The sequence below is a fragment of the Hylemonella gracilis str. Niagara R genome (assembly GCF_000600295.1).
In the GTDB taxonomy this organism is placed as follows: Bacteria; Pseudomonadota; Gammaproteobacteria; order Burkholderiales; family Burkholderiaceae_C; genus Hylemonella; species Hylemonella gracilis_A.
In genome coordinates this window covers 1920095-1932990 of the sequence record NZ_JEMG01000001.1, presented here as the reverse complement: position 1 = coordinate 1932990, position 12896 = coordinate 1920095, and the positions used below count along the sequence as shown (strand labels likewise).

Here is a 12896-nt window from a genome sequence, read left to right as displayed (position 1 = left end):
TGCCACGGATCAGATGTCGAACAGCAGACGCGACGGATCTTCCAGCGCGTCCTTCATCGCCACCAGGCCCAGCACAGCTTCGCGGCCGTCGATGATGCGGTGGTCGTAGCTCATGGCCAGGTAGTTCATCGGGCGCACCACGATCTGGCCGTTCTCGACCACGGCGCGGTCCTTGGTGGCGTGCACGCCGAGGATGGCCGACTGGGGCGGGTTGATGATGGGGGTGGACATCATGGAGCCGAAGGTGCCGCCATTGGAAATCGAGAAGGTGCCACCGGTCATTTCCTCGATGCCCAGCTTGCCTTCCTGCGCCTTCTTGCCGAACTCGGCGATCTTCTTCTCGATGTCGGCGAAGCTCATCTGGTCGGCATTGCGCAGGATGGGCACCACCAGGCCGCGCGGCGAACCGACGGCGATGCCGATGTCGAAGTAGCCGTGGTAGACGATGTCATTGCCATCCACCGAGGCGTTCAGCACGGGATACTTCTTGAGGGCATGCACAGCCGCCTTGACGAAGAAGGACATGAAGCCCAGCTTGGTGCCGTGTTCCTTGGTGAAGGAATCCTGGAACTTCTTGCGCAGCTCCATGACCGGGGCCATGTTCACTTCGTTGAAGGTGGTCAGAATCGCGTTGGTGGCTTGCGACTGCAGCAGACGCTCAGCCACGCGGGCACGCAGACGGGTCATGGGCACGCGCTGCTCGGGGCGCTCGCCCAGGTGCAGCGAAGTGCTCGGCGCAGCCACCTGCGGCAGGGCCTTGGCCGGCGCGCCCGTCGGGATGGCGGCGGGGGCGGGCTTGGCGCCACCGGCCACGGCCGACAGCACGTCGCCCTTGGTCACGCGGCCGTCCTTGCCCGTGCCTGCCACGGAGCCAGCGGCCAGGTTGTTGTCCGCCATCAGCTTGGCGGCGGCGGGCATGGCCACGCCAGCCTTGGAAGCGGAGGCAGCAGCCGCGGCAGCCACAGGAGCCGCAGCCGGAGCCGCGGCGGCAGGGGCCGCAGCCGCCGCAGGCGCGGCAGCACCGGCCTTGCCTTCGGTATCGATCTTGGCGATGACCTGATCCGCCACCACCGTGCCGCCGTCGCCGACCACGACTTCGGACAGCACGCCGGCTGCGGGAGCGGGCACCTCGAGCACGACCTTGTCGGTCTCGATCTCGATCAGGATTTCGTCGGCGGCCACCAGGTCGCCAGCCTTCTTCTTCCATTGCAGCATGGTGGCTTCCGCCACCGATTCGGACAGCTGCGGAACCTTCACTTCTACGATAGCCATTTGATTCTTCCGTTATGGGTTTGCGTTGGGAGGGGTGCGTCAAAGGCCAGCATGAATTCGCGATGAATCCTGCTGGCCTTGCGCCGTCTAACGATGTTTATTTGGTCAGCACGAAGCCCTTGAGCTTGGCGAACGCGGCTTCCACCAGGGCCTTCTGCTGCTCCTGGTGCAGGTGGGCGTAACCCACGGCCGGCGAGGCCGAGGCGGCGCGACCCGCGTAACCGAGCTTCTGACCATCCAGCATGTTCTCGTGGATGTTGTGCTGAATGAAGAACCAGGCGCCCTGGTTCTGCGGTTCATCCTGGCACCACACGATCTCGGTGGCGTTCGGGTACTTCTTGAGTTCCGCGCCGAAGACCTTGTGCGGGAAGGGATAGAGTTGCTCGACGCGCAGGATGGCGACGTCGTCCAGGCCCTTTTCCTCGCGCTTCTTGACCAGGTCGTAATAGACCTTGCCCGAGCAGCAGATCACGCGCTTGACCTTGGCGTCGTCCGCGATCTCCTTCTGCTCGCCGATGACGGTCTGGAAACCGCCCTTGGTGAACTCGGACAGCGGCGACGTCGCGTCCTTGTTGCGCAGCAAGGACTTGGGCGTCATGATGACCAGCGGCTTGCGCAGTGGGCGCACCATCTGACGGCGCAGCACATGGAAGATCTGGCTGGCCGTGGTCGGCTGAACCACCTGCATATTGGTGTCGGCGGCCAGTTGCATGAAGCGCTCCAGACGCGCCGAGCTGTGCTCGGGCCCCTGCCCTTCGTAGCCATGCGGCAGCATCAGGGTGATGCCATTGACACGGCCCCACTTCACTTCACCGGAAGCGATGAACTGGTCGATCACGACCTGCGCACCGTTGGCGAAGTCACCGAACTGGGCTTCCCAGATCACCAGCGTGTGCGGATCATTGGAGGCATAGCCGTATTCGAAGGCCAGCACGGCTTCTTCCGACAGGATGGAGTCAATGACGGTGAACGGTGCCTGGCCCTCGCCCACATTCTGGAGCGGGATGTAGGTGCCTTCGTCGTACTTCTCGCGCTTCTGGTCGTGAATGACGGCGTGGCGGTGGGTGAAGGTGCCACGGCCGCAGTCTTCGCCGGACAGGCGCACGGGGTAACCCGCAGCCACCAGGGAGGCGAAGGCCATGTGCTCGCCCATGCCCCAGTCCACGGGTATGTCGCCACGACCCATGGCGGCGCGGTCGTCGTACACCTTCTTGACCAGTTGGTGCGGCGTCACACTGTCAGGAATGGTGGTCAGCTTTTCAGCAAGACGCTTCCACTCAGCGAGTGGCAGTGCCGTGTCGGCGGCATCGGTCCACTTCTTGTTCAGGAAAGGCGACCAATCGACAGCGAACTTGCTCTTGAAATTGGTCAGCACCGGGTCCACCGTGTGCTTGCCTGCGTCCATGGCGGCACGGTAGGCCTTGACGTATTCGTCCGGACCGTCGGCCGGCAGGATGCCTTGCGTGACCAGCTTGTCACCGTAGAGCTTGCGCGTGCCGGGGTGCGCGCCAATCTTCTTGTACATCAGCGGCTGGGTCAGAGCAGGCGTGTCCTGTTCGTTATGGCCCAGCTTGCGGAAGCAGACAATGTCCACCACCACATCCTTGTGGAACTCCATGCGGAATTCCAGCGCCAGCTTGGTGGCCAGCACCACGGCTTCGGGATCGTCGCCGTTGACGTGCAACACGGGCGCCTCGATCATCTTGACGATGTCCGTGCAGTACAGGGTGGAGCGGCTATCGCGCGGGTCGCTGGTCGTGAAGCCGATCTGGTTGTTGATCACGATGTGCACCGTGCCGCCCGTGGAGTAGCCACGGGTTTCGGACAGGGCCAGCGTTTCCTGGTTGACACCCTGGCCAGCGATGGCGGCGTCGCCATGCACCAGCACCGGCAGCACTTGCTTGCCTTCGGTGTCGCCGCGACGGTCCATGCGCGCGCGCACCGAGCCCTCCACCACGGGGTTCACGATTTCCAGGTGCGAGGGGTTGAAGGCCAGGCTCAGGTGCACCGGGCCGCCAGGGGTGGTGACGTCGGAGCTGAAACCTTGGTGGTACTTCACGTCACCTGCGGGCAGGTCCTCGGGCGCGGTGTGGTCGAACTCGGCGAACAGATCCTTGGGCATCTTGCCCAGGGTGTTGACCAGCACGTTCAAGCGGCCTCGGTGGGCCATACCGATCACGACCTCCTGCACGCCCTTGGCGCCGGCCTGCTGGATCAGCGCGTCCATGGCGGCGATGAAGCTCTCGCCACCTTCGAGCGAGAAGCGCTTTTGGCCCACGTACTTGGTGTGCAGGTAACGCTCCAGACCCTCGGCGGCCGTCAAACGGTCAAGGATCTGCTTCTTCTGCTCGGCGGTGAAGTTGGGGTTGGCGCGGGTGCTCTCCAACTTCTGCTGCCACCAGCGCTTTTGCGTCTGGTCGGTGATGTACATGTACTCGACACCGATGGTGCCGCAGTAGGTCTCGCGCAGTGCGTTGAGCAGCTGGCGCAGCGACATCGTCTCCCCAGGGAAGAAGGTGTTGCTGGTGTTGTAGACGGTTTCCTGGTCGCCATCGGTGAAACCGTAGAAGGCGGGATCGAGCTCGGGGATCGCGGGGCGCTCGGTGCGCTTGAGCGGGTCCAGATCGGCCCAGCGTGCACCGACGTTGCGGTAGGCGGCAATGAGCTGTTGCACCGCTGTGCGCTTGCGGCCCATTTCGGAGTCGGCGCCGGTGGCCATCACCACCTGGGTGACGCCCTGCTTGGCACGTTCGGCGAAGGCGTTGATGACCGGCAGGTGCGGCACGTCGCGCGTGTTGCTGCCGTCGACGGCGGGCACGTGCTGCAGCGCGTCGAAATAATCGCGCCAGTTGTCGGGGACGCTGCCGGGATTGGCAAGGTAGTTCTCGTACATCTCTTCGACGTACGGGGCATTGCCACCGAACAGATAGGTGTTATCGCGATAAGTCTGATAGACAGACGACGCGGAGCCGTTGGATTCGCTCATTGCGCTGACCTCCGTTTCCCTGCAGGAAACTTTGACTGGTTTAAGAAACCTTCCGCGGCACGGCTGAACCGGTTGGCGGATGCGACTGTGGCTGGAAGGGCCCAAGGGCGGCTCCATGTGGATACCCCGCCCCTCAGTACGGACGGGATTGTGCCACCGAAACAGAGTCGTAACACAACCGGAGGGGAACGAATTCACGGCGCAGGGAAATAAACAGCGTCGCAGGCACGCAGCGCGCGCTGATCGCCCGGCCGACTGCGCGCACGGGTGTGCAAACCCGCCGCTCACCAGGTCTTCATGGGGGTTTCACAGGGTTACGTCGCGCATCACGCCGGCATTGGCGCTGATTCCGCCTGCTGCCCCAGGTAGGCCTGGGCCAAGGCGCCGTCCGCCGCAATCTCGGCGGCCGTGCCCTGAGCCACGATGCGGCCGCCCTCGATGACGTAGGCGCGGTCCGCCAGCGCCAGTGCCAAGCCCGCCATCTGGTCCACCAGCAGCAAGGTTATGCCCTCGCGGCGCAACTGGTCCAGCGCGGCGAACAGCTCGGCGATGACCTTGGGCGCCAGACCCAGCGAAGGCTCGTCCAGCAGCAGGATGCGCGGGCGCGACATCAGTGCGCGCGCGATCGCCAACATCTGCTGCTCGCCCCCCGAAAGCAGGCCGGCGCGCTGGTGCAGACGTTCGCGCAGGCGCGGGAAACGCTGCAACTGCTCTTCCACACGCGCCTCGCGGTCTTGCGGTTGCAGAAAGGTACCCAGGCGGATGTTGTCCAGCACGCTGAGTTCGGGGAAGACCTGGCGCCCCTCGGGCACCAGCACCACGCCCCGCGCCACCACCTGTTCCGCGCCGAAGTTCTTGAGCTCTTGCCCCTCGAGGTGGATGCCGCCTTGCACCGGCCGGTGCAGCCCTGCCAGCGCCTTCATCAGCGTGGACTTGCCCGCGCCATTGGCGCCCAGCAGCGCCACGACTTCGCCCTGTCGCACCTGCAGGTCGATGCCATGCAGCACAGGCTCAGCACCGTACCCCGCCACCAGGGCGCCCACGCCCAGCATTTCGGGGCGCGGCCCAGCGTCGGCGTGATCAACGGCACGTGGCCCAGAACCCGCCTCAATTGATTCGCCCAAGTACGCCTGCTGCACTGCGGGATCGGCCTGCACCTCGGCCGGCGTACCCACCGCCAAACGCACACCTGCATCCAAGACCACCACCTGGTCACTGATGCCCATGACCAGGGCCATGTCGTGTTCCACCAGCAGCACCGTCACGCCCGCGTCGGCGATGCGGCGCAGCAGCGCGCCCAGGCGCTCCTTGTCCTCGCGCGAGAGGCCGGCCGCGGGCTCGTCCAGCAGCAGGGCCTCGGGGTCGGCGGCCAAGGCACGCGCAATCTCGACCAGGCGCCGGTCCACATGCGGCAGATCGGCCGCCGGCGTGTCCACTGGTCCGGTATAGCCGCACCAGGCCAGCAGTTGCCGCGCCCGCGCCGTGGACACGGGTGAACACCGTCGTGCCGCACCCAGAAGCGGCCCCAGCAAACCGCGGTGCATGGCCAGCACCACGTTGTCCAGCACGCTCAAGGACCCAAACAACTGCGAGGTCTGGTAACTGCGCGCCACACCCCGGCGGGCGATGCGCATCGCGTCCAGGCCCGTCAATGCCTCGCCCCCGAGCGTGAAGCCGCCTTCGGTGGGCCGATAGAAGCCACTCAGCATGTTCAGCGCCGTGGACTTGCCCGCGCCGTTGGGGCCGATCAGGCTGGTCACAGCCGCAGCCGATGCCTCGAAATGCAGACTGGAGACCGCACGCACACCGCCGAACTGCATGCTCAAACCGTGAGCCGCCAAAGGTTGGCGCGCGCGCCGTGCCAGGACCGTCGTTTCTTCCGCGGGCACGCCCGACGAAGCGGACAGCGCTGCGCCCGCCGCATGCGACCCCACGGACATGGAGAGCCACAACTGCAGCCGCAAGCGACGCAGCAGCCCGGCCACGCCATCGGGCGCGGCCCAGAGCACCAACAGCAGCAGCACGCCAAAAAAGAGCAGGCGGTATTCCTCCAGACCCGAGAGCAACTCGGGCAGCAGGCCCACGATGACCGCGCCAATCAGCGGCCCCGCCACCGAGCCCGCGCCGCCCAGCATGACCACCAGCACATACAGGATGGACTGGACAAAACCGAAGGTGTGTGGGGTCACGAAGCCCGAGAGCGGCGCAAACACCGCACCCGCCGCCGCTGCGCACAGCGCAGACACGGCAAAGGCCACGGTCTTGATGACCAAGGGGTTCAGGCCGATGGATTCGGACGCCGTCTCGGCATCACGCACCGCACGCATGGCCGCGCCCCAGGTACCGCGCGCCAGCCAGGCGTACATGGCCAAGGCCAGGCCCGCCGCCGCGATGGCCAGCAAGGCCATGGCGCGTTCGCCCTGCGCCAGGCTGCCCAGCACGGGGCCCGTGATGCCCATGATGCCGTTCTGCCCGCCCGTGAGCGCGCCGGCCTCGACGATGCCGTGCTCCACGATGAAACCGAAGGCGATGGTGATCATCGCGAGATAAGGCCCTTTCACGCGCAACGCGGGCAAGGCCAGCAGCGCGCCACAGGCCGCACCGATCAGCGCCGCCAGCGGCCAGGCCAGCCAGAAACTCAGGCCCGCCTTGCTGGTCAGGATGGCCACGGTGTAGGCGCCGATGGCGTAGAAGCCCACATGGCCAAACGACATCTGGCCCGTCAGGCCGATCAGCACGTTCAGGCCCACGCCCACGATGGCCAGCAAGGCCACCTGGGCCAGCACAAACACCCAATAGCCATTGAGCGAGAGCGCGAGACCCGCGCCCAGGGCCAGCACGGCCACGAAGGCCGCGATCTGCAGCGTCGTGCCCAGGCCGAGCACGACGCCATTCTTGTTGTGCAAACTCACGGGGTCAGCTCCATGTGGCGCATTGCGGTGCAGGCGCCTTCGGGTTGTCGTGCGGCGCTCATACCTTTTTCACCTCGGCGCGGCCGAACAGGCCATTGGGGCGCCAGGCCAGCGCCGCGATCACCAGCGCGAAGGTCAGGATCTGGGTGTAGCCCGAACCCAACGTGGTGGTGATGGTCGCTTCGACCAGACCGAAGAGCAGGCCCGCGATCATCACGCCCCAGGCGCTGGTGATGCCGCCGAGGATGGCCACTGCAAAGGCCTTGAGGCCGAACAGCGTGCCCATGTCCGAATGCACGTTCATCAGCGGCGCGATCAGCACGCCGGCAATGCCCGCGAACAAGGCCGACAGCGCGAAGGCCAGGGCCACGGCGCGGCGGATCGGGATGCCCATGAGGCGCGCGGCCGCGCGGTTCTGCACCACGGCCAACATGGCCGTGCCCCAGCGCGTGCGGCGCGAGACGAGGTGCAGCACCGCAGCCAGCGCCAGGCCCAAGAGCGGAATCAGCAGTTGCAGCGGGTACACGCCCAGGCCCAGGCCAGCCACCTCGATGGGCGACTGCGCCAGCGGCGAAGGCAGGCTGCGCGGCTCCTTGCCGTAGGTGGCCATGACCACGTTGTCCAGCACGATGCCCACGGCCACCGTGGCCATGAGCCAGGCGTCCGAGCCACGGTTGACGAAAGGCCGCACGGCCAGCAGTTCCACCAGCAGGCCGTAGGCCGCGCACAAAGCCAGGGCCAGCAGCACGGCCGCGTAGCCCGGCCAGCCCAAGGTCTGCGCGAAGGTGTACGTGAGCACCGCGCCGAGCATCATGGAACTGCCTTGGGCGAAATTGACCGTGCCGCTGACGGCATAGGTCACATAAAAGCCCAGGGCCATCAGCCCGTACATGCTGCCCAGGCCCAGGCCGCTGACGAGCGCGGATAGGACCAGCATCAGTTCAGGCCGACCGGCACGATGCGGTTGTCGATGAACTGCGCCCAAACGTAGTCCTCGGCCTGCACCGCGTCATGCACCTCCGGGCTGAAGGGCTTGTTGTAGTTCTTGATCAGGCCTTCGTACTTGCCTATCTTGTAGAAGCCCTGGCGCACGGCGTCCCCCTCGGTCGAGCCCGCGGCCTGGATGGCCAGCGCCGTAAGGTGCACGCCGTCGTAGGCATTGGCCACGCCCACGGCCGGCGTGATGTCGCCCGGGCCCTTGACGTTGGGGTACTTGGCCATCATGGCCTTGATCACACGCTCGCCCACGGGGGATTGCTTGCCAAAGAAGCTGTAGGTCTGCACGAAATGCACGTCCTTGGCGTTCGGACCGGCCAGCTCGGTGAAACGGCCACCGGCCGGGCCCCAGTGCGAGACCACCGGCACCTTCCAGCCCATGCGCTCCAGCGACTTCACGACCTGGGCCGAGGGGCCGACGTTGCCGACCAGGAACAGCGTGTCCGCGCCCGCCGCCTTCAGGCGCGTGAGCTGGGGCACCATGTCCACGTCGTTGGCCTCGTACTTTTCCACGCCAGCCGGGGTCACGCCCTTGGCGGCCATGGCGGCCTTCAGGCCTTTTTCGTTGCTCTCGCCCCAGGGATTGTTGACAAGAATCAGGCCGGGCTTGGCCGTCTTGAAGTTCTTCTGCGCGTAGGCCAGCATGCCCACGTCCACGATCTCGTCCACGGCCGAGACGCGGAAGGCGAAATTGGGATTGGCACCGTTCTTGGTGATGCCCGTGCCCGCGGCCCAGGGGCCCATGAAAGGCACCTTCTCCTGGTTGATCAGCGGCACGATGGCCATGGAGACCGGTGTGTCCAGGCCACCAAAGATGACCGCTACCTTCTCGCGGTAGATCAGTTCGCGCGCGGCCACCACGCCCTTGGCGGGGTTGGCTTCGTCGTCACGGCGCACCAGCTCCAGCTTGCGCCCGCCCAGCAGGCCGCCCTTGGCGTTGATCTCGTCGATCGCCAGCTGCATGCCCCGCGTGATGGCTTCGCCGGCCAGGGCCGACTGGCCCGAAAGCGCGGTGACCAGGCCGATCTTGATGGGTTCAGCAGCCAACGCGGGCGCCGACAGGGCGGCCGCGGCCAGGCTCAGGCCGGCGGCCAGCAGGCCGCGGCGACCGAGGGAAAAGGAAAAGCGGTTCATGGCATGACTCCAGGTGAGGATGGGAAGGGGCGGCCCCGCGGGCTCGCCCCAGTCATGCAAGCGACGTGCCAGTGTTGCCAATCCTATGTTTTTCTTGTCCTCACTTGTAGATCAAACTTGTCAACAATATGGCATGTCTTTTGCGAGCACGTTTTTGAAACGTCCCACCCCACACCTCTTGGTGCACCCGGCACCAAAACAGGGACGAACGAGAGGAATCCACCCATGAGCCCGTCCACCCCTGCGGCCATCGTCGACGAATACCTGCGCCTGCTGATGATTCCGGACCCGGCCGCCGCCAGCCGCTACATCGCGCCCGAGCTGCGCATCCGCTTCACGGGCGGCCGCGCCATGAAGGCTCCCGCCGAATGCGCGGCCTTCAACGCCTCGCGTTACCAATGGGTCAAGAAAAAGGTGGAAGCCACCGAGACCGTGGCCGGCGGTACGCCCGAGCACACCGTGGTCTACAGCCTGGGCACGCTCTACGGCGTCTGGCCCGACGGCACGACCTTCGAAGGCAACCGCTACGTGGACCGTTATGTCGTGAAGCGGGGCCTGATCACGCAGATGGACGTGTGGAACGACAGCGCCGAATGGCTGCTGGTGCGCGCGGGATTGGCCACTTTGTGAGGTACAGCCCCATGCCTGCCATCTACCCCGGCCAACTCCCTGACCACGGGCGCTTTCCCTACCAGCCCATCACGCGCCGCGCCGATTACCAGTGGCCAGGCGGCGCGCGCCTGGCCGTCTACCTGGCGCTGAACATCGAGCACTTCGCCTTCGGCGAAGGCCTGGGCGCGATGATCGGCCCACCCTCGCCCCAACCGGACGTGCTGAACTACAGCTGGCGCGAGTACGGCAACCGCGTGGGCGTCTGGCGCTGCCTGGAACTGTTCGACGAACTGAAGCTGCCCGCCGCCGCGCTGATCAACACCGCGCTCTACGACCACTGCCCCGAGGTGGTGGTGGCCTGCGCCGCGCGCGGCGACGAACTGGTGGGCCATGGCCACAGCAATGCCGAGCGCCAGGGCGTGCTGGACGAACAGGCCGAGCACGAGCTGCTGGCGCTCTGCCGCGACCGCATGCGCGCGCGCAGCGGCGCGGCACCTGCGGGCTGGCTCTCGCCCTGGATCTCCGAAAGCAAGCTCACGCCGGATCTGCTGGCCGAAGCCGGCTACCGCTACACGCTCAACTGGTGCCACGACGACCAACCCGTGCGCATGAAGACGCGCAACGGGCAGGGCCTGTGGGCCATTCCCTACCCACAGGAACTCAACGACATCCCCATGATCGTGGGCCGCCAGCTGGACGGCAAGGACTTCGCGCAGATGATCGTGGACAACTTCGACGAGATGCTCGAACAGTCGCGCCAGCAACCGCTGGTGATGGGCATCGCCCTGCACCCTTACCTGGTGGGTCAGCCCTACCGCCTGCGCCACCTGCGCCGCGCCTTGCAGCACCTGGCCGCCGCGCGAGAACGTGGCGAAGTCTGGTTCACCACGCCCGGTGCCATCTGCACGCACATGGACCGCCTTGCCCACACCCGCACCGAAACCACCGCATGAACGCTCCCCTGCCCTTCCCCCTGCAAGACACCGTCGGCGCCTGGGTTCCGCACGGACGTTTCACCGTTGCCGGCCAGGCCGGCGGCCCACTGGCCGGTCTGACCTTCGCCGCCAAGGATTTGTTCGATGTCGCGGGCCAGCCCACGGGCGCTGGCAACCCGCGCTGGCTGGCCAGCCACCCCGTGCCCACCGAGCACAGCGCCGTGGTGGCGCAATTGCTGGCCGCCGGGGCCACGCTCATGGGCAAGGTGCTGACCGACGAGCTGGCCTACAGCCTGCACGGCGACAACCTGCACTACGGCACGCCGCTCAACAGCCTCTACCCGGCGCGCGTCACCGGCGGTTCGTCCAGCGGCTCGGCCGCGGCCGTCGCGGCCGGCCTGGTGCATTTCGCGCTGGGCACGGACACCGGCGGCTCCACACGCGTGCCCGCCAGCTACTGCGGCCTCTGGGGTCTGCGTACCACCCACGGCCTGCTGCCCAACATCGGCCTAGTGCCCCTGCACCCCAGCTTTGACACGGCCACCTGGCTGGCGGCGAGTGGCGACGTGTTCGAGCGCGTCGGCCACGTGCTGTTGCCCGACACACCGTACACACCGCGCCGCCTGCTGCTGCCGCTGGACGCCTGGGAACTTGCGGACGACATCTTTGCGGTGCCCCTGCAGCGGGCGCGCGAGGCGCTGGCGCAAGGGCTGGCCTGCGTGCCCGAGAACCTGCGCATCGCAGGAGAGATCGGCCTGCCCGCCTGGCGCCAGACCTATGTGACCGCGGGTGCCTTCGAGGGCTGGCAGGTGCATGGCGCATGGATCACCGAAGCGCAACCCACCTTCGCCCCCGCCATCGCCAAGCGCTGGCAGGCCGCGAGCCAGGTCAGCGCCGAGGCCGCTACCGCAGCGCGCGCCACGCAGGCGCAAGTACGCGCGCAAGTGCGCGAGCTGCTCGGCAACGACGGCCTGATGCTGCTGCCTTCGGCCGCCAGCCTGCCCCCGCTGCGCGATGCGGACCCGGCCGCCGTGGACGCGGTGCGCCTGCGCACCATGGCCATCACCTGCATCGCAGGGCTCTGCGGTCTGCCGCAGATCAGCCTGCCGGTGCGCACGGCCTCCGGTGATATGCTGGGCCTCTCCCTGCTCGGCCCCTCCGGCAGCGACCTGGCCTTGATCCGTATCGCACGCAGTCTGCATGCCCAAATCCACTGAGCCTCGCGCCTCTGCCAGCAAGGCAGCAGGCACCCGCCGCGCCACGCGCGCGGTGGGCACCCCTCCCGTCACCGTCACTGCCAAGGGCCGCCGCCCCGCCGCCGCCCCGGCGCTCGACCCCGACACCACCACGGACGCACCCGGCGACGACAGCGCCGACATCGAGGCGCGCATCTACCAGGCCGTGTTTGACAGCGTGATGAGCCAGCGCCTCAAGCCCGGCACCAAACTGCCCGAGGCGCCGCTGTGTGAACTCTTCCAGGTCAGCCGCTCGGTGGTGCGGAAAGTGCTACAGAAGCTCGCGCACGACCACATCGTGCAGCTGCGCCCCAACCGGGGCGCCATCGTGGCCGTGCCCACGCGCGAGGAAACCCGCCAAATCTTCGAAGCCCGCCGCGCGCTCGAAGCCGCCGTGGTGCGCCTGGTGGCCGAACGCGCCACCGCACGCGACCTCAAGGGCCTGCGCGAACAGCTGCGCGCCGAACACGAAGCCATGCACCGCTTCGACCAACCCGCCTGGGCAAGACTCGCCAGCGCCTATCACCTTCGCTTGGCGGAACTCTCCGGCAACGAGATATTGCAGCGCTACCTGGCCGAAATCGTCTCGCGCTGCTCCCTCATCGTCGCCGTGCACCAGCCACCCGGCAACGCGGCCTGCGAGCACGACGAACATGAACGCATCGTGGACTGCATCGCCCAGGGCGACGCCGAGAGCGCGGTGAAACTCATGGACCAGCACCTGCGTGATCTGGAAGAACACCTGATGCTGGAGTCGCCGGGGGATGAGAAGAGTCTGGCGAAATTGTTGGGCTTGGGGTAAGGCTGGCGCTCG

The 12896-nt window shown here is 66.8% G+C and carries 9 protein-coding genes; 4 read left to right on the top strand and 5 right to left on the bottom strand.

Annotated features, from left to right (window positions below):
* Positions 1 to 9: 9 nt before the first annotated feature.
* From odhB to AZ34_RS08980, 5 genes are all read right to left on the bottom strand, one after another.
* Positions 10 to 1272, bottom strand: a complete 1263-nt coding sequence (odhB, locus tag AZ34_RS09000; protein WP_035607260.1) for a 2-oxoglutarate dehydrogenase complex dihydrolipoyllysine-residue succinyltransferase — start codon at positions 1270 to 1272, stop codon at positions 10 to 12.
* Positions 1273 to 1369: 97 nt separating this feature from the next.
* On the bottom strand, positions 1370 to 4258 hold the full coding sequence (locus AZ34_RS08995; protein WP_035607258.1) for a 2-oxoglutarate dehydrogenase E1 component: 2889 nt from the start codon (positions 4256 to 4258) through the stop codon (positions 1370 to 1372).
* A gap of 326 nt (positions 4259 to 4584) precedes the next feature.
* Positions 4585 to 7170, bottom strand: coding sequence for a branched-chain amino acid ABC transporter ATP-binding protein/permease (locus AZ34_RS08990; RefSeq protein ID WP_155831761.1), 2586 nt, complete (start codon positions 7168 to 7170; stop codon positions 4585 to 4587).
* Positions 7171 to 7228: 58 nt separating this feature from the next.
* On the bottom strand, positions 7229 to 8107 hold the full coding sequence (locus tag AZ34_RS08985; protein WP_035607255.1) for a branched-chain amino acid ABC transporter permease: 879 nt from the start codon (positions 8105 to 8107) through the stop codon (positions 7229 to 7231).
* Entirely contained in the window at positions 8107 to 9300 is a 1194-nt protein-coding gene (locus AZ34_RS08980) for an ABC transporter substrate-binding protein (protein WP_035607252.1), read from the bottom strand. The genes AZ34_RS08985 and AZ34_RS08980 overlap by 1 nt, the downstream gene beginning before the upstream one ends.
* A 225-nt stretch (positions 9301 to 9525) precedes the next feature.
* Here AZ34_RS08980 and AZ34_RS08975 point away from each other — a divergent pair, with 225 nt between their 5' ends.
* The 4 genes from AZ34_RS08975 to AZ34_RS08960 are packed head-to-tail and all read left to right on the top strand — an operon-like array spanning position 9526 to position 12884.
* Positions 9526 to 9930 (top strand): hypothetical protein, encoded by a 405-nt coding sequence (locus tag AZ34_RS08975; protein WP_035607249.1) that lies wholly within the window; start codon positions 9526 to 9528, stop codon positions 9928 to 9930.
* A gap of 11 nt (positions 9931 to 9941) precedes the next feature.
* Positions 9942 to 10865: a polysaccharide deacetylase family protein gene (locus AZ34_RS08970; protein ID WP_035607247.1), complete on the top strand. Its 924-nt coding sequence runs from the start codon at positions 9942 to 9944 to the stop codon at positions 10863 to 10865.
* Complete coding sequence (locus AZ34_RS08965; protein WP_035607240.1) at positions 10862 to 12064, top strand: amidase; 1203 nt, start codon at positions 10862 to 10864, stop codon at positions 12062 to 12064. Before AZ34_RS08970 ends, AZ34_RS08965 begins: the two co-directional genes overlap by 4 nt.
* The gene (locus AZ34_RS08960; protein ID WP_035607237.1) at positions 12048 to 12884 is read left to right on the top strand and encodes a GntR family transcriptional regulator; all 837 of its coding nucleotides are present in this window, start codon (positions 12048 to 12050) and stop codon (positions 12882 to 12884) included. Before AZ34_RS08965 ends, AZ34_RS08960 begins: the two co-directional genes overlap by 17 nt.
* Positions 12885 to 12896 lie beyond the last annotated feature (12 nt).

Excerpts from the sequence above, each read along its gene's own strand:
- AZ34_RS08970 (WP_035607247.1), top strand. The coding sequence starts at position 9,942 with ATGCCTGCCATCTACCCCGGCCAACTCCCTGACCACGGGCGCTTTCCC.
- AZ34_RS08985 (WP_035607255.1), bottom strand. The coding sequence starts at position 8,107 with ATGCTGGTCCTATCCGCGCTCGTCAGCGGCCTGGGCCTGGGCAGCATG.
- AZ34_RS08960 (WP_035607237.1), top strand. The coding sequence starts at position 12,048 with ATGCCCAAATCCACTGAGCCTCGCGCCTCTGCCAGCAAGGCAGCAGGC.
- AZ34_RS08965 (WP_035607240.1), top strand. The coding sequence starts at position 10,862 with ATGAACGCTCCCCTGCCCTTCCCCCTGCAAGACACCGTCGGCGCCTGG.
- odhB (WP_035607260.1), bottom strand. The coding sequence starts at position 1,272 with ATGGCTATCGTAGAAGTGAAGGTTCCGCAGCTGTCCGAATCGGTGGCG.
- AZ34_RS08975 (WP_035607249.1), top strand. The coding sequence starts at position 9,526 with ATGAGCCCGTCCACCCCTGCGGCCATCGTCGACGAATACCTGCGCCTG.
- AZ34_RS08980 (WP_035607252.1), bottom strand. The coding sequence starts at position 9,300 with ATGAACCGCTTTTCCTTTTCCCTCGGTCGCCGCGGCCTGCTGGCCGCC.
- AZ34_RS08995 (WP_035607258.1), bottom strand. The coding sequence starts at position 4,258 with ATGAGCGAATCCAACGGCTCCGCGTCGTCTGTCTATCAGACTTATCGC.